Source organism: Peristeroidobacter soli (assembly GCF_004138485.1).
In the GTDB taxonomy this organism is placed as follows: Bacteria; Pseudomonadota; Gammaproteobacteria; order Steroidobacterales; family Steroidobacteraceae; genus Steroidobacter; species Steroidobacter soli.
Window position 1 is genome coordinate 548,043 of the sequence record NZ_RYEV01000005.1, and the last position, 20,238, is coordinate 568,280.

Below are 20,238 nucleotides of genomic sequence, written 5' to 3' on the forward strand. Positions count from 1 at the left end.
AAATAATTGATCTATCTCAAAAACTGTGTCACATTGTCCGGGCTGGACTGTGGGGGCTTTATGTACACGCAAGGTTTGGATTCCCTGGGCGCCGATTGCCTGCACCAGGCGACGGATGCCGTGACGCTCGAGCAGCGTTTTCAGAGCAAGGTGGATGCCGACGATCGCATCGAGCCCAAGGACTGGATGCCTGACGCCTATCGTCAGACGCTGATTCGTCAGATCTCACAGCATGCTCATTCCGAGATCGTCGGCATGCTTCCCGAAGGCAACTGGATCACGCGCGCGCCGTCGCTGCGTCGTAAGGCCGTGCTGATCGCGAAGGTGCAGGACGAGGGCGGTCACGGCATGTATCTGTACAGCGCCGCTGAAACGCTCGGCATTTCACGCGATGAGCTGCTGGAGCAGTTGCTCGCCGGCACCGCGAAGTATTCGAGCATCTTCAACTATCCGACCCCGACCTGGGCCGACGTGGGCGCGATCGGCTGGCTGGTCGATGGCGCGGCCATCATGAATCAGATTCCGATCTGCCGTTGTTCGTACGGCCCGTATGCGCGCGCCATGGTGCGCATCTGCAAGGAAGAAAGTTTCCATCAACGCCAGGGCTTCGAAATCATGATGACGCTGGCTCGCGGCACGCCCGAGCAGCACCGCATGGCGCAGGACGCGCTCAATCGCTGGTGGTGGCCGTCGATCATGATGTTCGGCCCGAACGATGCCACGTCCAAGCACACCGCGCAGTCCATGCGCTGGAAGATCAAACGTTTCAGCAACGACGAGCTGCGCCAGAAGTTCATCGACATCACCGTGCCGCAAGCCGAATTCCTGGGCCTGACGGTGCCGGATCCGGACATGCGCTGGGACGAGGCGACTCAGCACTACGTGCATGGTCCCATCGACTGGAAGGAATTCGAAGAAGTGCTCAAGGGCAACGGTCCATGCAATCGCGAGCGGCTCGAAACCCGTCGTCGCGCCCATGATGAGGGGCGCTGGGTGCGTGAGGCCGCGCTCGCGTACGCAGAGAAACAGCGCGCTCGCGAAACGCAGGCGGCTTGAGGCCTCTTAATCAGGAATTGGGAAACATGAGTGAGCAACGCAAACAGTGGCCGCTGTACGAAGTCTTCATTCGTGCGCGTTCGGGTCTGGAACACAAGCACGTCGGCAGCATCCACGCCGTCGATGCGCGTCAGGCGGTCGAGCATGCGCGTGATCTGTACACGCGCCGCCAGGAGGGCGTGAGCATCTGGGTGGTGCGCTCGTCCGATATCGTCGCGTCCGATCCGGGCGACGCCGAGGCGCTGTTCGAGCCGGCGAAGGACAAGATCTATCGCCATCCGACGTTCTATTCGATTCCGGATGAGGTGAAGAATCTATGAGCGCCTCGCCCGCCATCGTGGCCGCTTCGGCGCAGCTGCGGTTTCGCTACGCCCTCTACTTGGGCGACACCAGCCTGATCCTCGCGCAGCGACTGGGTGAGTGGGTCGGTCATGCGCCCGCGCTCGAGGAAGATCTGGCGCTGGCCAACACCGCGCTCGATCTGCTGGGGCAGGCGCGTCATCTGCTGTCGTATGCCGGTGAGATCGAAGGCAAGGGGCGCAGTGAAGACGATCTCGCGTTCCTGCGCGACCCGTCGGACTTCATCAATCTCGCGCTGGTCGAGCAGCCCAACGTGGACTTCGGCCATACCATCGTGCGTCAGTTCCTGATCGATGCCTGGCAGCTGGAGTTGTTCGAGTGCCTGCAAGGCTCCTCCGATCCGCGCTTCGCCGAGCTTGCGGCCAAGGCGCTCAAGGAAACCCGCTATCACTATCGTTTCAGCTCGGGCTGGATGGTGCGGCTGGGCGATGGCACCGAAGAAAGTCACCAGCGCGTGCAGGACGGCCTGAATGCGTTGTGGAAATTCACGGGCGAGTTGTTCGCGCCCGGGGCGGTCGATGAGCAAGCCGCGGCTGCCGGTCTGGGTCCGGATCCCGCATCGCTTCGTGCCGCGTGGACTGCCAATGTGGAACAGGTGCTGACGGAAGCGACCCTGAAGAAGCCGGCCGATGTTTCCTATCGCTGGTTCGGCAAGCGCCACCAGCACACCGAGCATCTGAGCCATTTGCTGGCCGAGATGCAGATCATGCAGCGGACTTATCCCGGCGTGCAGTGGTAGCCATGAACCAGGCACCCGCCACTAGTGCCGACAGATTCCTCGCTCCCGCGGAGCGCGAGATCTGGCGCATTCTGGCGGACGTGCCGGACCCGGAAATTCCGGTGCTCAGCGTGGTCGAGCTCGGCATCGTTCGCCATGTTCGCGTGGCGGATGATCGCCGCGTGACCGTGGGGGTGTCGCCGACTTACACCGGTTGTCCAGCGACTGAGGTGATCGCCCGCTCCATTCAAACCCGACTGGAAGCGGAAGGATATGAAGATCCCAAGGTCGAGTCGGTGCTGTCGCCGCCCTGGAGCAGCGACTGGGTGACCGAGAGCGGTCGCGCCAAGCTCAAGGAATACGGCATCGCACCGCCGGCACAGTCGGTGAGCAATCCGAAACATCTGTTTCGCGAACCCAAGGTGGCGTGCCCACGCTGCTCATCCATGCAGACCCGCAAGGTGAGCGAGTTCGCCTCGACGCCCTGCAAGGCGCTGTATCGGTGCGAGAGCTGTCTCGAGCCTTTCGAATACTTCAAGTGCATCTAATAAAACTGTATTCAATAAGATCATGCTGACCTTTCATCCGCTCAAAGTGGCCGACGTGCGTCCCGAGGGGAGCGACGCGCTGTGCATTTCATTCGAAGTGCCCGACTCGTTGCGCGAGACCTTTCGCTTTATCCCTGGGCAGCACGTGGGCGTGCGTGCGCAGATCGGCGGGCAGGAAGTCCGGCGCACCTATTCGATCTGCAGCGCGGCCGACGATAGTCACTTGCGCATCGGCGTGCGGGTCCACGATAACGGCAGCATGTCGCAGTACCTCGCCAATCAGTTGCGCTCGGGTGACAGCATCGAGGTGCTGACACCGACCGGTCGCTTCTTCGCCGAGCCGCAGCCGACCACGCAGCGGACGTATTGCGCGTTCGCCGGCGGCAGTGGCATCACGCCCATCCTGGGCATCGTGAAGAACCTGTTGACTCGCGAGCCGAACAGCCGATTCATGCTGTTCTATAGCAATCGCACCACCTCGACCATCATGTTCGCCGAGGAGTTGCTGGCGCTGAAGGATCGTTATCCGACGCGACTTTCGTTGTATTTCCTGTTGAGCCGCGAGCCGCAGGATGTGGAACTGTTCAACGGCCGGCTCGATCGCGAGAAAGTCACCTTGCTCAGCAAGGAAGTGTTCGATCCGCTCGAGACCGACGCGTTCTTCCTGTGCGGCCCGGGCGACATGATAGAAAGCGTGCGCGACACGCTCACCGGTCTGGGCGTCGAGCCCACTCGTATTCATACCGAGCGCTTCGCCAGCGACATGCCGGTGGGAGCTCAATCCGCGGCACCAGTGACGGCGAAGCCGACGCGCGCGAAGGCGGAAGAAATAGCGCAGATCACAATCACGATGGACGGTCGTCAGCGCACGTTCGCGATGCTGGACGACGATGCCACCGTGCTCGACGCCGCCGAGCGCGTCGGCATGGAGCTGCCGTACTCGTGTCGTGCCGGCGTGTGCTCGACCTGCCGCTGCAAGGTCACCAAGGGCACGGCCGAGATGGAAGTGAACTACGCCCTGGAGCCTTGGGAAGTCGAAGCCGGCTTCGTGCTGTGCTGTCAGGCCAAGCCCACCAGTGGCGATCTCGAAATCACTTACGACGAGCGCTGATATGAGCTATCAAACGATTTTGTTCGAGGTGACGGACGGCGTGGCGCGGCTCACTTTGAACCGGCCGGATCGTCTCAACAGTTTCAACGTGCAGATGCATGGCGAGGTGCGCGACGCGCTTGCGCAGCTCACGAATGACAGTGGCGCGCGCGTGCTGGTGTTCACCGGTGCGGGCCGTGGCTTCTGCGCCGGGCAGGATTTGGGCGATCGAGCCGTCGCGCCGGGCGGGCAGGGGGTCGATCTCGGTGATTCCATCGAGAACTACTACAAGCCCCTGGTGCTCGCGCTTCGCAATCTGCCCATGCCGGTGATCGGCGCGGTCAACGGCGTTGCCGCCGGTGCCGGAGCAAACATCGCGCTGGCGTGCGATCTGGTCATCGCCGCGAAGTCTGCGAGCTTCGTGCAGGCGTTCAGCAAGCTCGGCCTGGTGCCGGATTCGGGCGGCACTTGGTTCTTGCCCCGACTCCTCGGCAATGCACGGGCCATGGGGCTCGCGTTGTTGGGCGACAAGTTGCCGGCCGAGCAAGCGGCCCAGTGGGGTTTGATCTGGCGCTGTGTCGAGGACGCGGACTTCAAGACAACGGTCGATCAGCTGGCCACGCAGTTGGCCGCCGCGCCGACGCGCGGGCTCGCACGCACCAAGCAAGCGATCTACGAATCGTGGAGTCACTCGCTCGAGCAACAGCTCGATCAGGAGCGCGACTTCCAGCGCGAGCTGGGCCGGTCGCAGGACTACGCCGAAGGCGTCGCCGCCTTCACTGACAAACGCACACCGAAGTTCACCGGCCGGTAATCAACGTCATGCAACTCAAAAGTTACGTTCAGGGCCGCTGGTTTGCCGGCGAGGGCGAAGCCCAGCAGCTGCGCGATGCCACGACCGGTCAGGTGATTGCCTCGGCCTCGTCGACGGGCATCGATTTCAAGGCGACGCTGCGTCATGCGCGCGAAGTCGGCGGTCCGGCGCTCCGCAAGCTGACGTTCCATGAGCGTGCGTCATTGTTGAAGCAGCTCGCCAAGAAGCTCGGTGAGTTCAAAGAAGAGTTCTACGCACTGTCGTATGCCACGGGCGCGACCAAGACCGATTCGTGGATCGATATCGACGGCGGTTTCGGCACGCTGTTCGCGTATGCAAGCCGCGGCACGCGCGAGTTGCCGAACAGCAAGGTCTACATCGATGGCGATGTGGAAGGCTTGTCGAAGGGTGGCACGTTCGTCGGTCAGCACATTTGCGTGCCGCTGGAAGGCGCGGCCGTGCACATCAATGCGTTCAACTTCCCCGTGTGGGGCATGTTGGAAAAGCTGTCACCGACGCTGCTGGCCGGTGTGCCTGCCATCGTGAAACCGGCGACCGCGACCTCGTATCTCACCGAGCTGGTGGTCCGACGCATCATCGAGTCCGGCATCCTGCCGGAAGGCTCGCTGCAACTGGTCTGCGGCAGCCTGGGCGATCTGTTCGATCATTTGACCTGCCAGGATGTCGTGTCGTTCACGGGCTCGGCGGGTACGGCGCAGAAGCTGCGCACGCATCCCAGCATCGTCGCGCATTCGGTGCGTTTCATCAGCGAGACGGATTCGATCAACAGCTGTGTGCTGGCGGAAGATGCCCGGCCGGGGCAGCCTGAGTTCGATCTGTTCGTGCGCGAAGTCACGCGTGAGATGACGACGAAGGCGGGCCAGAAGTGCACGGCCATTCGTAAAGCGATCGTGCCCGCGGCGCATGCCGATGCGGTGGTGGAAGCGCTGAAGGCCTCGCTGGGAAAAATCGTCGTGGGCGATCCGCGACTCGAGAATGTTCGGATGGGACCGCTGGCCGCGTTGTCTCAGCGTCGCGAAGTGCTGGGTCGGATCAGCGAGCTGCGACGCGAAGCTGAGCTGATTACCGGCGAGCGCGTCGACATCGTCGGCGGCGATCTCGAGCATGGTGCGTTCGTCGCGCCGTCGCTGCTCTATTGTCGCGAACCTCGCAAGGCCAAGGCGCTTCATCACATCGAAGCGTTCGGTCCGGTCTGCAGCGTCGTGCCTTACGAGTCCACGCCCGAAGCGATCACCTTTGCTCGCTTGGGCGAGGGCAGCCTGGTTGCCTCGGTGTTCACTGCCGACGACGCACTCGCGACCGAGTTGGTGCTCGGCCTCGCGCCGCTGCACGGTCGTTTGCTCGTCGTGAATCGTGATTGTGCGAAGGAGTCGACGGGTCATGGTTCGCCGATGCCGGCACTGGTGCACGGTGGCCCGGGGCGCGCGGGCGGTGGCGAAGAAATGGGCGGCATTCGCGGCGTAATGCATTACATGCAGCGCACGGCGATTCAGGGCAGCCCGCAGACCATCGCTGCGGTGACCGGACGTTGGCTGCGCGGCGCCGTGCAGAAGGATCCGGGCCGTCATCCGTTCCGCAAGGCATTCCACGAACTGCAGATTGGTGACAGCCTCAACTCCGCCGAACGTGAAGTGACGCTAGAGGACATCGAGAAGTTCGCCGCGCTCTCAGGTGATACGTTCTACGCGCACATGGATGAGGAGGCTGCGGCCCGCAATCCATTGTTCGGCGGTCGCGTGGCGCATGGCTACTTCCTGGTCTCCGCCGCGGCCGGATTGTTTGTCGATCCGCCGTATGGTCCGGTGCTGGCGAACTACGGCCTCGATCGGTTGCGTTTCGTGAAGCCGGTGAAGCCGGGCGATCGCATCAAGGTGCGGCTCACCTGCAAATCCAAGTCGCTGCGCGCCGAGAAGGGCTACGGCGAAGTGGCGTGGGACACCGAGATCACCAATCAGAACGGCGAGATCGTGGCGAGCTACGACGTACTCACGATGGTGAGTGAGCAAAGGGCCTGATAGCACTCATTTGATGGGCTGCGACGAGCTATTGCGGTTCAGGGCTAGGCGCGACGACCGCCGTGTACTCTGCAGTACATAAGGGAGGAGCAACGACGGCCTGAACCGCAATAGCTCGTCCCATCTAAGGATATTCATTATATGGGTTGCGCCTCGAATCGCCCGCCGCTGCGTTACAAAGCTTGCCCATATCGACATATGGGCTGCGCTTTGCGCCTTGCTGCAGGCGATTGGAGGCGCAACGCAGCCCATCAAATGAGTGCTATCAGGCCCTGGGTGAACTGAAGCGCATCACGCCGTCGTCCACGGCGGCGAAGCGCAGGTTCATCAGGTCGAGCGCGTAGTTCTGATACAGGCGCCACGGCGCCTTGGAGCTCTGTTTGGGGAATTGGTCGATCGATCGCTGTACGTAACCCGATGAGAAGTCGATCCACGGCGTCGCGGTGATCGATGGATCGTCGTTACGTGGCGTGCACTGCCGATAGCCGTGTTTGTCCATGTATTTCAGCAGGCGACAGACGTACTCGCAGGTGAGATCGCATTTCAGCGTCCAGGACGCGTTGGTGTAGCCGAACGCGGTGGCCAGGTTCGGCACATCGCTGTACATCATGCCCTTGTAGCTCAGGGTCCGAGGCGGATCGACCGGCTGGCCATCGACGGTCAGCGCCAGGTTGCCCAGCACCTGCAGATTCAAACCGGTGGCAGTGACGATCAGGTCGGCCGCCAGCTCGGCGCCTGAACGCAACCGCAAGCCGTCTTCGGTAAACGTCTCGATATGATCGGTGACGACCGACGCCTGGCCTCGTCTCAGGGTCTGAAACAAATCGCCGTTCGGCACCAGACACAACCGCTGATCCCACGGGTTGTAGCGCGGCGTGAAGTGACGATCCACATCGCAGGTATCGCCCAGCTGATTCTTCACCAGTTGAAGCAGGCGTTGTTTCATCCGCTCCGGCGTGCGGCGGCACATGTTGAAGAACATCATGCCGAGCAGCACGTTCTTCCAGCGCGTCACGCCATAAGCGAACTTCGCCGGGAAATGGCGGCGCAGCCAGTTGGCGATCGAGTCCTGTTCCGGACGCGCGACGATGTAGGTCGGCGACCGCTGCAACATCGTGACGTGTGCGGCGGACTTCGCCAGCTCCGGCACCAATGTGACCGCCGTGGCACCGCTGCCGATGACGACGACGCGCTTGCCGGCGTAGTCGATGTCCTCGGTCCATTTCTGAGGATGCACGATGCGGCCCCGGAATCGTTCGGTTCCCTGGAACGCCGGTGTGTAGCCGGCTTCGTAGTTGTAGTAGCCGCTGCACATGAACAGGAAATTGCAGGTGAAGCGTGCGATCTGGCCCGAGGGCAACGTGGCCTCGACGGTCCACAATGCCTGATCGGAACTCCACGACGCGCGCTGCACGCGGTGATTGAAGCGGATCTTTCGATCGATGCAGTAATCGCGCGCCGTGTCCCGCACGTAGTTGAGAATCGATGGCCCGTCCGCGATCGCCTTGGCATCGCGCCAGGGGCGGAACGAGTAGCCCAAGGTATACATGTCCGAATCGGAGCGAATGCCCGGATAGCGGAACAGATCCCACGTCCCGCCGATGCAGTCGCGCCCTTCCAGAATGACGTAACTCTTGTTCGGGCAATGACGTTGCAGGTGATATCCCGCGCCGATGCCGGACAGGCCCGCGCCCACGACCAGTACGTCGACGTGTTCCATGAGGGCTCCTCAGTCGTCCGTCTTGGCGTAGTTCAAGGGCAGGGCGGTGGTGTGCTTGATGGTTTCCAGGGAGAAGCTGGCGCTCACGTCCAGGAACGCACAGCCGGCGATCAGTTTCTTGTAGACCACGTCGTAGGCGTCGATGTTCGGCACCACGATGCGCAACAGATAATCCACTTCGCCACTGACACGGTGAATCTCGGTGACTTCAGGAATATCGCGCACGGTGCGCACGAACTGTTCGAACCAGGCCGCGCTGTGATTCGAGGTCTTCACCGTCACGAATACCGTGGTACCGACATTCACCGACCTGGCGTCGAGCAATGCCACGGTGCGTGCGATCACGCCGGTTTCCTGCAGACGCTGGATTCGCCGCCAGCACGGCGCCTTGGACAAACCGACGCGCTCGGCGATGTCGGCGGCGGTGAGCGAGCCGTCGTGTTGCAAGAGGTCGAGAATGCGGCGGTCCAGGCGATCCATGGCGGGCGATGCGCGTCGAAAGGAGGTTGCGCAACATTGTTGCGTCCGGCGCGGCCGCTGTCCACGATTTCGCAATCGTGTCGCCGGCCGGCTTCGGTAGCCTGTTACGCATGAACACTGTGCGTGCCAATCCATTCACCGACCACCCCGCATCCGTCGGGGAAACGTACCTCGCTCATTTGCGGAACGCCGCCGGCTTCGGCTTTCAGATGGTAGTTGCGGGCCTCGCGTGCCTGGTGCACGCGTTATTGCCGTTCTTGTTTGTGCGCACCGGCAGCGATTGCATCGGTCGCTTGCACGAGCGCATGCACGCCCGCCGACGCCGCGCCGAAAGCGGTCACTGATCGCCGATATGCAGGGCGTTCCGGATGGAGCGCAGGATACCCGACCAGCGGCTGGCGGGCTTGGCCAACGGCGCCGCGGCGGCCGCCGGTTCGGCCTCGATGGCTAAGGATTCATGAGTCAACAGGCCGCACAGCGCACAGGCGTTCAAGAATCCCCGAATGTTTGCAATGGGCTGCGCGGCCAGATGGGTCATCTGCTGCGCAGTGTAGGCGTTGTTCATCAGAATGGAGGTGAGCCGCACCTGCCAGGTCTTGTGTCCCAGCCTGCCGAAATCGGGCCAGCGTTGCAGACGGAAGCGCGCCATGCGCGGCAGCCAGGGCAGCAGATCCGTCGTCGTTCCCAGCTGACCGCAATTCCACAGCAGGTACTGCAGCGAGTGACGACGCAGCTCGCCTGCGGCGGGCACTGAATCATTCGAGCCAAGCTCACGCACTTCAATCGCGCCCGATGTTTGTGCCAGCTCGGCAATCACTTCCGGCGACAGATCCTTACTCGCAAGCACAGTTGCCTGCGAAGGCTGCACATAAATCGAAACGTCACCCCGCGTGATGAGATGCGTTCGTTGATTGTCCTTGGCGATGATGTCGCGCAAGACATGCGCGAGTACGAAGCCTTCATTCTGAGCGACCGCCTCCGCGCGAGATGCAGCGACGAGCTCCTGAGTCGTGAGGGAGGGGTCGACGTCCTGTGCGGCGAGCGTGGCATCGAGCATCGAGATGAAGTCGCTCACTCGCAGCGGCGCGTACACCGCTTGAGTGTCTTCGGGCGCGGTGCCGCCTTGACGCACCAACGAGACGCAGCGAGGCCGGCCGCGTTCAATGGCCTGCCTCATCACGGCGCGGGCGAGGGCGGACTCGGGCTCGCAAATCGCGAGATCCGCGGCGGGCTCTTCGCTGTAGGTCCAGGTCGCGGCGGTTTTGCCTTCCACGAGCTGGAGCATCGATTTCACGCGCATCTCGTCGCGGATCGATAAGCCTATCGTGGTGAGTGTCAACTGCCGCGCGGTCATCGCGAAATGGGACTGTGATCCGAAGCAACCAGCGTTGTAAGCGAGCGGGAGAAATGTACAACGCGCGCGGGGAAAAAATGTGATCGACTCGGAAATCAGCGCGCCTTGCAGCGCTTTTTTTGCGAGTTGCGCCGATGCGGCCATGCTGGGAATCACCGCGGCCTCGCGTCAGTTTTCACCAGATAAGTACTCCTACGCATGTCGCGGGAAAGGGCGCCACCGACTCGAAGGTTCCCATCCGGGAAACCAACTATATAAAATGTCTCGCACTGCGATCCAAGACCCGCGTCACCCTGATAGTGCACGCTCCATCTGCCATCGAGATAAGGGAACCAACGTGAAAAAACTGCCAGCCGCGACGCTGATGCTCGCCGGCCTCGCCTTCGGCATGCCAATCGCGCACGCCGAGGACGGCCAACTGTACGGCCTGCTGCGCTCTCGCGACCTCACCCCCTTCGGCTTCCTGCGCCTGGACATGCGGCCGGCGCACGCGGTGTCGATCGAGCCCGGCAACTGGGCGTTCGAGACCGAACTGGCCTATCAGAACACCTGGGCGCTGAGCCCCGAAGTGGAGAAGTACCTCACGTCGAGGGAATCGCTCGGCCGGCACGATCTCACGGCGGCCGACGTGCAGGCCATTCGCGATCTGCCGGGCGAGAACTATCTGCTGGATCTGGAGCTGGCGCTGCTCGACGTGACCTTCCACTACAAGTTCTCCAACGTCTTCACCGGTTACGTCATCGCCAGCGGCGTGTCGTTCCAGGGCGGTTTTCTCGACAGCACCATCGAAGGCTTTCACGACACGTTCGGTTTCAGCTCGTTCGGCCGGCCGGCGGTCTCGAAGAATCAGGTCAACCTGATCTATGACTTGAAGTCGAGCCAATACACCAGCCTCGGTACGCCGACGGATGGCGGCCTGCTCGATCCCACGTTTGGCTTGCGCTACACGGGTTGGACGTTGCCCGGCCGCTGGCATCTGTCGACCGAGGTGGCGGTGAAGGTGCCGATCGCGGGCCGTCGCGCGCTGCTGTCGACCGGGCGTACCGACTATGGCGTGCAAATGTCGTTACAGCGCAAGGGCGATCATCATGGGTTCTATGTGGATGCGGCCGCCGTTTACTACGATGGTTCGACTCAGGTCGCGGCCCAGGAACCCCAATGGATCCCGACCCTGATCGTCGGCTACGAGCGGATGCTGACCGCGCGCACCAACGTCAACCTGCAGGCCTATCTGAGCCAGAGTGTGTACTCGCACCAGGAGACCGATCTGGAGGAGTTGCTAGGGCTGAAGTACCAGTACAGCATCGGCATTCGTCATCGGCGCAACAACTTCCTGTTCACGTTTGGCATCACCGAGAATCTGCAGAACGTCAACAACACGCCGGACATCGGTTTCCAGCTGGGCCTCGCCTGGGTGCCGCTGTCCTCCCTGTCCCGCTGATTCCGCTCCCCTAGCCATCCTCGCGAACCCCGGCGTCGTCTGACGCTGGCGTTTTTTTGTCGCCTATGTCAGATTTATAACTGAACCTTAGGGTGATGTTAGCTTACTGACAACCGGGAGACGGGCGTGGGGTCGAAGTGGATGGCCGGGCTGTTGGGGATGGCGGTGCTGGGCGCCTCGGGCGCCTCGGCCGACGCCATCGACGACTTCGTGAATCAGGAGCTGGCCAGGCAGAAGGTGCCGGGCGTAGCGATCGGCATCATGGAACACGGCCAGCTGGCGCGAGCGGCCGGTTATGGGCTCGCCAATATCGAGCACGGCGTGCCGGTGCACGCGGACACGGTGTTCCAGACCGGCTCCATCGGCAAGCAGTTCACCGCGGTGGCGGTGATGACGCTGGTCGACGAGGGCAAGATCAAGCTCGACGAATCCATCCGCACCTATCTGCCCAAGGCGCCGAAGAGCTGGCAGCCCATCACCGTCCGCAACATGCTCAATCACACCTCGGGCATCGGCGGCGATCCCGGCTTCGATCTGCGCAAGGACTACAGCGACGACGAGTTGCTGGACGTGATCTACAAGGTGAAGCTGGATTTCGTGCCGGGCGAGCGCTGGAGTTACAGCAACACGGCGTATGCGACGCTGGGCCTGATGGTTCACCAGGTCACTGGCGATCAGACCTACGGCGACGTGTTGGCCAAGCGGGTGTTCGGTCCGCTGCACATGACGACCGCGCGCGTCATCAGCGATCGTGACATCGTGCCGAATCGCTCGGCGGGTTACGAGATGACCAAGGAAGGCATCAAGAATCAGGAGTGGGTCGCACCGACCGGCAACTCGACGGCCGACGGCTCGCTGTATCTCACGGTGCTCGACTATGCGAAATGGGACGCGGCTCTGCGTGAACGCAAGCTGCTGAAGCCGGCCTCCTGGGACGAGGTTTACAAGCCGGTGAAGTTGAACAGCGGCAAGACCTATCCGTATGGCTTCGGCTGGTCGCTGGAAAAAACGCCGGGCCCGCGTGGCGCGTATCAGCACGGTGGCTCGTGGCAGGGCTTCCGGACGTTTTATATTCGTTATCTCGACGCTGAGATTTCGGTGGTGGTGTTGGCCAACAGCACCAACGCCGATCCGGAAGCCATCGCGCGTGGTGTCGCGGCTCGTTTCGAGCCGAAGCTGCAATTGCCCAATGCCTCGCCCATCGACGAGAGCGATCCGACGATCTCGCAGCGGCTGCGACGCATGATCGACGAGTTGCTCGCGGGCAAGCCGTCCGCGAAGGACTATGCGATGCCGCCGGAATCGCTGGCCCGCTACAGTGAGTACTACGGCGAGCGGCTGCGCGGCAAAGGCAAGTTGCAGGAGCTGCGTCTGTTCCGCCGCAACGAGCTGGGCAACGACATCGTTTATGCCTACCGGGCCCGCTTCGAAAACGGTTTGATGGATATCGGACTCGTGCTCGACCCGGCTAACAAGGTTTCGCAGCTGCGTCTCAAGGCGCTCGATCAGTGGAATCAGCCGCTTTCGCCGCTGTGAGCCGCGGTCACGATAACGAACCCGGGAGTGTCATGAGCGTCGTCACCCGATCCAGAAGTCTTCTCGCCAGCAGCGTGCTGATGTTGCTCGCGTCCACCGCGAGCATGGCGCAGAGCTCGACGTTGATCACGAATGCACGAGTCATCGACGGCACGGGCACGCCCGCGCAGCGCGTGTCGGTGCGCATCAGCGGCGAGAAAATCACCGCGGTCGGCGACCTCGAGCCGCTCGAGAAAGAGACCGTGGTCGATGCCAAAGGCCTGGTGCTCGCGCCCGGTTTCATCGATTCACACAGCCATCACGATGGTGGCATCTTCGAGCGGCGTGATACCCCGGAGGTCGTCAGTCAGGGCATCACCACGATCGTCGTCGGCCAGGATGGCGGTTCGCGCCTGCCGCTCGGAGATTTTTTCAGCAAGCTGCAAGCAACGCCGGCGGCGGTGAACGTCGCGTCCTACGTGGGACACAACAGCCTGCGCGACGAAGTGATGGGGCAGGACTACAAGCGCGCCGCCACCGAGGCCGAAATGAAAAAGATGGTCGAGCTGCTGAAGCGCGACATGGGCGCGGGCGCACTCGGTTTGTCGACGGGCCTGGAGTACGAGCCGAGCGTGTATTCAGCGCCGAGCGAGGTGATCACGCTGGCGAAGACCGCGGCCAGCTTCGGCGGTCGCTACATCAGTCACATGCGTAGCGAGGACGTCGCGCTCGATCCGGCCATCGACGAGCTGATCAATATCGGCGCGCAGGCCTGCATGCCGGTGCAGATCTCGCATTTCAAGCTGGCCATTCGCAATCGCTGGGGCGATGCGCAGGACGTATTGAAGAAGCTGGACGCGGCACGGGCTCGCGGCATCGACGTGACCGCCGATATCTATCCTTATGAATACTGGCAGTCGACGCTCACCATCCTGTTCCCGGACCGCAATTACCAGGATCGCCGGCAGGCCGAGAAGGTGATGACGGAAATCGCCTCGCCCGAAGGCCTGATCCTGGCCGATTTCGAGGCCGAGCCGGCGCTGGTCGGCAAGAGCATCGGCGAGGTCGCGGTCGCGCGTAAGAGCGATCCGGCGAGCACGCTGATGGCGTTGATCGACGAGTCCCTCAAGTTCAACGGGGGCAAGGGCGGTCGCGAGGGCGTGATCGGCAAATCGATGAGCGAAGACGACATCGCCACGCTCATGGCCTGGCAGCACACCAACATCAGCTCCGACGGCGCCATGGGCGATGCGCATCCGCGCGGTGCGGGCGCCTTCCCACGCGTGCTGCGTCAGCAAGTGCGTGAGAAAAAGACGCTGACCCTGGAGCAGGCCATTCATAAGATGAGCGGTCTCACGGCCCAGCACGTCGGCATCCAGGATCGAGGCACGATTCGGGTCGGCGCCGCTGCCGATCTGGTGCTGCTGAATCCCGATACGGTGGCGGACCGCGCGACGCTGAAAGATCCGTCGCAGCTGTCGGTGGGCATCGAGCGCGTGTGGGTCAACGGCCAGCCGGTCTGGCAGCAAGGCAAGACCACCGCGGCTCATCCCGGAAAATTGATCAAGCGCGCCGCGAGCGCGAAACCTTTCACCTGTGCACGAGCGACTCATTGATGCAAGCGCCTTATCTGCTGTTTCTAGGGGACGTCACCGATATCACCGATGCCAAGACGGCGGCGGGCATCAAGCAATGGCGTGGTGAGTTGTGTGGCGGTCAGTTACGCCTGCCGGGCGGCACGGTCGATCTGGGTCTGCCGGATCTCACGCTCGCGCAAGCGGCGGAGCGTGGCATCAAGACGATGGTCATCGGCATCGCCAACGATGGCGGTTTCATCGCGGAGCACTGGATCACCTCGATCGTCGGCGCGCTGGAAGCCGGGTTGGATGTCGCTTCGGGATTGCACGAGCGTTTGGGCGACGTGCCTGCAATTGCCGCCGCGGCCAGGCGCACGGGGCGAGAGCTCATCGAAGTGCGTCAGCCGGAAAACATCTTCAAGCCGGGCAGCGGTCGTAAACGTTCGGGCAAGCGCCTGCTCACCGTCGGCACCGACTGCGCCGTCGGCAAGAAGTACACCGCGCTCGCCATCGAGAAAGAGCTGCGAAAGCGCGGCGTGAATGCCGATTTTCGTGCCACGGGCCAGACCGGCATTTTCATTTCCGGCCGAGGCGTGGCGATCGATTCGGTGGTCGCGGATTTCATTTCGGGGGCCGCCGAATGGCTGTCGCCGGAGAACACGCCCGATCATTGGGACGTGGTCGAAGGGCAGGGCTCGTTGTTTCATCCCTCCTACGCGGGCGTGACGCTGGGCCTGGTTCATGGCACGCAGCCCGATGCGATGGTCGTCTGTCACGACGCGCGTCGCTCGACGCTCATGGGGGATTACAACTTTCCCATCCCAAACTTCCACACCTGCATCGATACGTACGTCGCCGCCGCGCGGCTCACGAATCCGCGGGCGCGAGTGGTCGGCATCAGCTTGAACACGTCGCATCTCAAGGACGATCGCGAGGCTCGTCAGTTGCTGGAAAAGACGGCGCAGGAGACGTCGCTGCCCTGCTGCGATCCAATTCGTTTCGGGGTGGGCGAGATCGTGGATAATCTGCTGCGTCAAAGTTGATCCCAGCAGTTCATGGCCGCCCCCAGACAGGACCTGTTCTCGAAGCTCGAAGCCCGGCTGGAGCAATTCACGCCGGCCGAGCGACAGATCGCCAATCACATGCTCGGCAATCGCAACGAGCTGCCGTTCGAGACGGCGGACTCGCTGGCCAAGAAGCTGGGCGTGAGTGCGGTGACGGTTGGCCGCTTCTGCCGGTTGCTGGGGTACAAGCATTTCCGCGCTCTCAAGGAGGAGATGCGCAAGGTCGGCACGGCCAGCGCGCCGTGGCTGGTCGGCGATCAGCTGGCGCAGTACATGGATCGCTTCGGCGACCAGGATCAGCTGCGTCGCAGTCTCGAGATGGAGATGGCGGCGCTGGTCGAGGTGTACGGCATGGTGGACACGCCGGCCTGGAAGGCCGCGACCCATCTGATCGTGAAATCGGAGCAGGTGCAGATCGCGGGCTTTCAGACCGAGCGCGGTCTGGCGCTATTGCTCGCGAACCTGCTGCAGTACGTGCGGGAAGGCGTGCAACTGGTCGACATGGCGGCCGGCAACTACGGTGACGTGTTCGCCAGCCAGCCGAAGTCGCGTTGCCTGATCCTGCTCGACATGCGGCGCTATTCGCGCCAGTCGCTGCTGCTGGCCGAGCGGGCCGCGAGCCAGTCGATTCCGCTGATCCTGATCACCGACAAATACTGCGACTGGGGCCGGCGCTATACCCAGCACCTGTTCGCGTTGCCTTCGGAAAGCGGCCAGTTCTGGAGCTCGTCCGTGGCGATGAACTGTTTCATCCACCTGCTGGTCGCCAGCGTCGTGGCGCGCTCGGGCAAGACGGTCGAGAAACATCTCGAACAGCTCTCCGAGCTGTACGAGCACTTCACCGGTTTCGTCAGCCCGGGCAAGCCACGCAAGAGCCCGCGCTAGCGTTGCTCACGCCAGCGCAAACAGGTAATCGACGAACGAGCGCGTCGCGGTGGCCATGCCGCCGATCTTCGATGGTCAGCGTCGGCTGAGAGACGGTCTTGGCCAGCGACTGGCGCCAGTCGAGATCGTGCTTCCACACTTTCACGCCCCCTTTCATTGCGACTCGCGTGACAGGCTGTCAGCGTAGCACTCACAAGTGGGCGGGGCGCAAGCCGGTAAGGCTTGCGAGAGTGGCGGGGCGATGTTATCTAGCGGCCCCTCATGACTGCGCTCGCTTCTGAATCCATCGTCGCCGCCGGCCCGTTCAGTGCCTGGCTGCGAGCAATGCGCCGCTCGCTCCTGGGCAACGAAGGTATGGACGTGCCTTGTGGAAGTTGCGTCGGCTGCTGCGTGTCCGGTTACTCGGTGCAGTTGCGGCCCGAGGATCGCCAGGCGGCGGCACGCATTCCCGCGACCTTCATCGTGAGCGCACCTGGATTCACCAAGGGGCATCTCACGGTGCGGCCCTTGTCGAATGGCTCGTGTCCCATGCTCGATGATGGCAAATGCTCGATCTATTCCGTCCGACCGCAGACCTGTCTCGACTACGATTGCCGGATCTTCGCGGCGGCGGGCATCGATGCGGGCGAGGGTAAGGACGTCATCAACAAGCGCGTGCACGAGTGGCGCTTTTCATACCCCGGGCGCGCCGATGAACAGGAGCACGCCGCCGTGCGGGCGGCGGCGACGTTCATTCGCGATCGGCGAGAGAGCTTCACGGTTCGCGTGCCGGCGGGGCCGATGGGCATCGCGGTGTTCGCGATCAAGTCGTACGAAGTATTTCTCGATGTTGAGATCGGCGACCAGAGCGACGCCGACGTTGCGCGCGCCATCATCGAGGCCGTGCGCGCTTTCGATTCACTTCAAACTGGCTAGATAAGCGCGCCAGCCGCCGAACGACGTGATGTCGCGCGCGCCCTGCAATCCGATGGGCTCGCAGATGAATCCTTTCACGATTCGTCCGTCTTCCAGCTCCAGCGAGCCGATGCCCAGCGGTGCGGGAATCTCCGCCACGAACCATCCGAAGGATTCGACGGGCACATCCCACAGCTCGACTTCGATGGGCGCGCCGGTAGTCATTGCCTTGACCAGGCCGGGCTTCGGCGGCGTCGTGTTCGCGAGCGCGTACAACTGATAGGTCGAGGCAGTTCTGCATCGCTCGACGAATACGGCGCTGCGCGACGTGAGCTGATGATTGAGCGGCATGCCGGTGAGATGCGCACCGACGACGGCGAGTCGCACCGTCGATGTCGGCAGGGCCGGTTTTGTTTCTTTCGCCATCGACGTCAAGGCGCGATGAGTGGCGCCGAGCGGTAAAGCCAGGTGCTGTTGCCAGCGCTTGCCGAGTCCGGCGAGAGCCCGATCGTGCCAGGCCGGCGCGATCAACGTGATTCCGGCGGGGAGCCCGTCGTCGCGAAAGACTGCGGGCAGCGCGAGCGCCGAGAGATCGGCGAGATTGGTGAAGTTGGTGTAGGTGCCCAGGCGTGAGTTGAGGCGCACCGGATCCGCCATCACCTCGGCAATGGTGTAGATGCTGGGCGTCGTCGGGACCAGCAGCGCAGTGAATGCATCGAGCGCCTCGTTGATGCGGCGGGCGAGCGCCGCGCGTCGATATTCGTATCTGAATGTATCGATCGCGTTGAAGCTCGTCGCCGTCGCCAGAATGGAGCGCAGCACCGGCTGTAGCGCGGCGGGATCGCTTTTCAACAAAGATTCGGCGACGGTGTAGCGTTCCGCGACCCAGGGCCCTTCGTACAACAGCGTCGCGAGCTGCTGAAAGGGCGAGAAATCGATGGGCACGATCTCGGCATCCAGCGCCCGCCAGGTTTGCACGGCCTGTTCGAATGCATGCTGGGCACGCGTGTCGCCAAAGAACTCCAGCGACTCTGGCACGGCCAGTCGCAAGGGCGCGCGCTCGACGGGCATCGCAGGAAACGTTCGCGAGTAGGGATCGCTCGCGTCATAGCCGCCCGCGATCGTGGCTATCTCTTCGGCATCCTCGACGCTCAGTGCGAACACGGATACGCAATCGAGCGTGCGACAGGCGGGCACGACACCGCTCGTGCTCAACCAGCCGCGCGTGGGCTTCAGCCCGACGATGTTGTTGAATGCGGCCGGAACGCGCCCGGACCCTGCGGTGTCCGTGCCGAGCGAGAAGGGCACGAGCCCACGCGCGACGACGGTGGCGGAGCCGGCGCTCGATCCGCCGCTGATGTATTCGCTACGAAATGCGTTGCTCACTGCGCCGTAGGGCGAGCGCGTGCCGACCAGGCCGGTGGCGAACTGATCCAGATTGGTCTTGCCGATCAGAATCGCGCCGGCTTCACGCAAGCGTCGAATCGTCGTCGCGTCTGCATGAGCGGTGTAGCCGAAGGCGGGGCACGCGGCCGTCGTCGGCCAGCCCGCGGCGTCGATGTTGTCTTTGGCGGCGAATGGAATCCCATACAACGGCAATCGCGCGAGGTCGCCGCCGACGTCGGCCAGGCGTCGTTCCAATTGCTGGAGCTGAGTGCGCAACCGGGTGTCGTCGATTCGGGCGATCCACGCTGTGTCCGGCTCAGCGAAATGTACGGCGTCGTAAACATCGTTCAGTTTCAGTTGGCCGCTGCGATAGGCGGCGCGCCAGTCGGTGAGGGTCCAGCCGGTCCGGGCGGGCGATGCAAAGGGCATGACTTTCTTCCAGGGTCGCGAGCAGCCTCGAGAGGCTGAATGCAATCCTGGTGCCGCCCATTGGGGCGCGGATTGCCGTGTTCCTGCACTACAACGGGTCCGCGGCGCGCCCATTTGCACCGCCTGTGACCGCCAGCCCGGGGCGGTTCGGCTTGAGTGTTATCATCCGGCCCCATGCAACGAGATCTCGACAAGATGCGCCGGCGGCCGTTCTTTTTCCCGCTGGTGCTCCCGGTACTGTTGTTCATCGCTTTGGTGGCGGCCGCGGCGTGGCTGTTCGATGCCCGTGCGACCACGGTCGTGTTCGTGGTCCGTCATGCCGAAGTGGAAGCGGGCAACGATCCGGATCCGCCGTTGAGTGTTCAGGGCCGCGAGCGCGCGGCCCATCTGGCGACCATGCTTTCCAAGGCGCGCCCGGTGCGCGGCCTCGATGCGATCTTTGCCTCCGAGTTTCGTCGGGCTCACCAGACCGTCACGCCGCTGTCCGAAACGCTGGCTTTGCCGGTGAATGTGGTGCCGTCGGCGACCTGGGCCGATCTGGCCAAGCGCATCACTCGCGAGCATCGCGGCGAGTATGTGCTGGTCGCCGGCAACACCAACAACATCCCGCAGCTGGTGCACGCATTGAGCGGCGAAACCGTGACGGTGAGCGAGGACGACTACAGCACCATGTTCGTGGTGTTCGTGCCGCAGGTCTCGAAGACCAAGGTCGTGCGGCTGAATTATTGAGCTTGCCAGCCGCAGGGCCGGTGCTACAATTCGCGCCCTTCGGTGGGCCCGTAGCTCAGCTGGGAGAGCGCCTCGTTCGCAATGAGGAGGTCAGGAGTTCGATCCTCCTCGGGTCCACCAACTTCCCTTTCTTGTTCAAATA

At 62.9% G+C, this 20,238-nt stretch carries 19 protein-coding genes and 1 tRNA gene; 16 read left to right on the forward strand and 4 right to left on the reverse strand.

Annotated elements, in window-relative coordinates:
* The first annotated feature begins 60 nt into the window (after window positions 1-60).
* Genes paaA through paaZ form a run of 7 tightly spaced genes read left to right on the forward strand, consistent with a single transcriptional unit; the run spans window position 61 to window position 6,622 of the window.
* Complete coding sequence (paaA, locus tag EKO19_RS23935) at window positions 61-1,056, forward strand: 1,2-phenylacetyl-CoA epoxidase subunit PaaA (protein WP_129779284.1); 996 nt, start codon at window positions 61-63, stop codon at window positions 1,054-1,056.
* 26 nt (window positions 1,057-1,082) lie between these two features.
* Window positions 1,083-1,376 carry a 1,2-phenylacetyl-CoA epoxidase subunit PaaB gene (gene paaB / locus EKO19_RS23940; RefSeq protein ID WP_129779286.1) on the forward strand — a complete coding sequence of 98 codons (294 nt, stop codon included), beginning with the start codon at window positions 1,083-1,085 and terminating at the stop codon, window positions 1,374-1,376.
* Window positions 1,373-2,155 (forward strand): 1,2-phenylacetyl-CoA epoxidase subunit PaaC, encoded by a 783-nt coding sequence (gene paaC, locus EKO19_RS23945; protein WP_129779288.1) that lies wholly within the window; start codon window positions 1,373-1,375, stop codon window positions 2,153-2,155. The genes paaB and paaC overlap by 4 nt, the downstream gene beginning before the upstream one ends.
* Before the next feature lie 2 nt (window positions 2,156-2,157).
* Window positions 2,158-2,682 (forward strand): 1,2-phenylacetyl-CoA epoxidase subunit PaaD, encoded by a 525-nt coding sequence (gene paaD, locus EKO19_RS23950; RefSeq protein WP_129779290.1) that lies wholly within the window; start codon window positions 2,158-2,160, stop codon window positions 2,680-2,682.
* Window positions 2,683-2,704: 22 nt separating this feature from the next.
* Window positions 2,705-3,793 (forward strand): 1,2-phenylacetyl-CoA epoxidase subunit PaaE, encoded by a 1,089-nt coding sequence (paaE, locus tag EKO19_RS23955; protein ID WP_129779292.1) that lies wholly within the window; start codon window positions 2,705-2,707, stop codon window positions 3,791-3,793.
* A gap of 1 nt (window position 3,794) precedes the next feature.
* Window positions 3,795-4,586 (forward strand): 2-(1,2-epoxy-1,2-dihydrophenyl)acetyl-CoA isomerase PaaG, encoded by a 792-nt coding sequence (gene paaG, locus EKO19_RS23960; RefSeq protein ID WP_129779294.1) that lies wholly within the window; start codon window positions 3,795-3,797, stop codon window positions 4,584-4,586.
* Window positions 4,587-4,594: 8 nt separating this feature from the next.
* The gene (gene paaZ, locus EKO19_RS23965) at window positions 4,595-6,622 is read left to right on the forward strand and encodes a phenylacetic acid degradation bifunctional protein PaaZ (protein ID WP_129779296.1); all 2,028 of its coding nucleotides are present in this window, start codon (window positions 4,595-4,597) and stop codon (window positions 6,620-6,622) included.
* Window positions 6,623-6,887: 265 nt separating this feature from the next.
* Here paaZ and EKO19_RS23970 read toward each other — a convergent pair whose 3' ends face one another.
* Both EKO19_RS23970 and EKO19_RS23975 read right to left on the reverse strand, forming a co-directional pair.
* Window positions 6,888-8,342, reverse strand: a complete 1,455-nt coding sequence (locus EKO19_RS23970) for a flavin-containing monooxygenase (RefSeq protein WP_129779298.1) — start codon at window positions 8,340-8,342, stop codon at window positions 6,888-6,890.
* A 9-nt stretch (window positions 8,343-8,351) separates the two neighbouring features.
* A complete protein-coding gene (locus EKO19_RS23975; RefSeq protein ID WP_129779300.1) occupies window positions 8,352-8,822 on the reverse strand; it encodes an Lrp/AsnC family transcriptional regulator in 471 nt (156 codons plus the stop codon).
* A 26-nt stretch (window positions 8,823-8,848) separates the two neighbouring features.
* Between EKO19_RS23975 and EKO19_RS23980 the strand changes: the two genes are divergently transcribed.
* Window positions 8,849-9,166: a DUF6356 family protein gene (locus EKO19_RS23980; RefSeq protein WP_217705544.1), complete on the forward strand. Its 318-nt coding sequence runs from the start codon at window positions 8,849-8,851 to the stop codon at window positions 9,164-9,166.
* On the opposite strand, the gene EKO19_RS23985 is transcribed toward EKO19_RS23980, so the two are convergent.
* A complete protein-coding gene (locus EKO19_RS23985) occupies window positions 9,160-10,116 on the reverse strand; it encodes a hypothetical protein (RefSeq protein ID WP_129779302.1) in 957 nt (318 codons plus the stop codon). The genes EKO19_RS23980 and EKO19_RS23985 overlap by 7 nt on opposite strands.
* Before the next feature lie 397 nt (window positions 10,117-10,513).
* On the opposite strand from EKO19_RS23985, the gene EKO19_RS23990 reads away from it, so the two are divergent.
* From EKO19_RS23990 to EKO19_RS24015, 6 genes are all read left to right on the forward strand, one after another.
* A complete protein-coding gene (locus EKO19_RS23990) occupies window positions 10,514-11,617 on the forward strand; it encodes a DUF3187 family protein (RefSeq protein ID WP_157995413.1) in 1,104 nt (367 codons plus the stop codon).
* A 126-nt stretch (window positions 11,618-11,743) separates the two neighbouring features.
* The gene (locus EKO19_RS23995; RefSeq protein ID WP_129779306.1) at window positions 11,744-13,153 is read left to right on the forward strand and encodes a serine hydrolase domain-containing protein; all 1,410 of its coding nucleotides are present in this window, start codon (window positions 11,744-11,746) and stop codon (window positions 13,151-13,153) included.
* Between the two features lie 32 nt (window positions 13,154-13,185).
* Complete coding sequence (locus EKO19_RS24000) at window positions 13,186-14,748, forward strand: N-acyl-D-amino-acid deacylase family protein (RefSeq protein WP_217705545.1); 1,563 nt, start codon at window positions 13,186-13,188, stop codon at window positions 14,746-14,748.
* On the forward strand, window positions 14,748-15,752 hold the full coding sequence (gene dgcN, locus EKO19_RS24005; protein ID WP_129780253.1) for an N-acetyltransferase DgcN: 1,005 nt from the start codon (window positions 14,748-14,750) through the stop codon (window positions 15,750-15,752). Before EKO19_RS24000 ends, dgcN begins: the two co-directional genes overlap by 1 nt.
* A gap of 12 nt (window positions 15,753-15,764) precedes the next feature.
* The gene (locus EKO19_RS24010; protein ID WP_129779308.1) at window positions 15,765-16,658 is read left to right on the forward strand and encodes a MurR/RpiR family transcriptional regulator; all 894 of its coding nucleotides are present in this window, start codon (window positions 15,765-15,767) and stop codon (window positions 16,656-16,658) included.
* Window positions 16,659-16,919: 261 nt separating this feature from the next.
* Window positions 16,920-17,573 carry a YkgJ family cysteine cluster protein gene (locus EKO19_RS24015; protein ID WP_129779310.1) on the forward strand — a complete coding sequence of 218 codons (654 nt, stop codon included), beginning with the start codon at window positions 16,920-16,922 and terminating at the stop codon, window positions 17,571-17,573.
* Here the strand turns inward: EKO19_RS24015 and atzF are convergent.
* Complete coding sequence (gene atzF, locus EKO19_RS24020; protein WP_129779312.1) at window positions 17,556-19,367, reverse strand: allophanate hydrolase; 1,812 nt, start codon at window positions 19,365-19,367, stop codon at window positions 17,556-17,558. The two genes, EKO19_RS24015 and atzF, sit on opposite strands and share 18 nt — an antisense overlap.
* A 174-nt stretch (window positions 19,368-19,541) precedes the next feature.
* Here atzF and EKO19_RS24025 point away from each other — a divergent pair, with 174 nt between their 5' ends.
* Window positions 19,542-20,096 carry a SixA phosphatase family protein gene (locus tag EKO19_RS24025; protein ID WP_129779314.1) on the forward strand — a complete coding sequence of 185 codons (555 nt, stop codon included), beginning with the start codon at window positions 19,542-19,544 and terminating at the stop codon, window positions 20,094-20,096.
* A gap of 44 nt (window positions 20,097-20,140) precedes the next feature.
* Window positions 20,141-20,216: transfer RNA gene (locus EKO19_RS24030), tRNA-Ala, on the forward strand.
* Window positions 20,217-20,238: the final 22 nt, after the last annotated feature.

What these genes read in the sequence shown, in the direction of transcription:
- paaA (WP_129779284.1), top strand. Translation starts at nt 61, where the DNA reads ATGTACACGCAAGGTTTGGATTCCCTGGGCGCCGATTGCCTGCACCAG.
- paaB (WP_129779286.1), top strand. Translation starts at nt 1,083, where the DNA reads ATGAGTGAGCAACGCAAACAGTGGCCGCTGTACGAAGTCTTCATTCGT.
- paaC (WP_129779288.1), top strand. Translation starts at nt 1,373, where the DNA reads ATGAGCGCCTCGCCCGCCATCGTGGCCGCTTCGGCGCAGCTGCGGTTT.
- paaD (WP_129779290.1), top strand. Translation starts at nt 2,158, where the DNA reads ATGAACCAGGCACCCGCCACTAGTGCCGACAGATTCCTCGCTCCCGCG.
- paaE (WP_129779292.1), top strand. Translation starts at nt 2,705, where the DNA reads ATGCTGACCTTTCATCCGCTCAAAGTGGCCGACGTGCGTCCCGAGGGG.
- paaG (WP_129779294.1), top strand. Translation starts at nt 3,795, where the DNA reads ATGAGCTATCAAACGATTTTGTTCGAGGTGACGGACGGCGTGGCGCGG.
- paaZ (WP_129779296.1), top strand. Translation starts at nt 4,595, where the DNA reads ATGCAACTCAAAAGTTACGTTCAGGGCCGCTGGTTTGCCGGCGAGGGC.
- EKO19_RS23970 (WP_129779298.1), bottom strand. Translation starts at nt 8,342, where the DNA reads ATGGAACACGTCGACGTACTGGTCGTGGGCGCGGGCCTGTCCGGCATC.
- EKO19_RS23975 (WP_129779300.1), bottom strand. Translation starts at nt 8,822, where the DNA reads ATGGATCGCCTGGACCGCCGCATTCTCGACCTCTTGCAACACGACGGC.
- EKO19_RS24000 (WP_217705545.1), top strand. Translation starts at nt 13,186, where the DNA reads ATGAGCGTCGTCACCCGATCCAGAAGTCTTCTCGCCAGCAGCGTGCTG.
- dgcN (WP_129780253.1), top strand. Translation starts at nt 14,748, where the DNA reads ATGCAAGCGCCTTATCTGCTGTTTCTAGGGGACGTCACCGATATCACC.
- EKO19_RS24010 (WP_129779308.1), top strand. Translation starts at nt 15,765, where the DNA reads ATGGCCGCCCCCAGACAGGACCTGTTCTCGAAGCTCGAAGCCCGGCTG.
- EKO19_RS24015 (WP_129779310.1), top strand. Translation starts at nt 16,920, where the DNA reads ATGACTGCGCTCGCTTCTGAATCCATCGTCGCCGCCGGCCCGTTCAGT.
- atzF (WP_129779312.1), bottom strand. Translation starts at nt 19,367, where the DNA reads ATGCCCTTTGCATCGCCCGCCCGGACCGGCTGGACCCTCACCGACTGG.
- EKO19_RS24025 (WP_129779314.1), top strand. Translation starts at nt 19,542, where the DNA reads ATGCAACGAGATCTCGACAAGATGCGCCGGCGGCCGTTCTTTTTCCCG.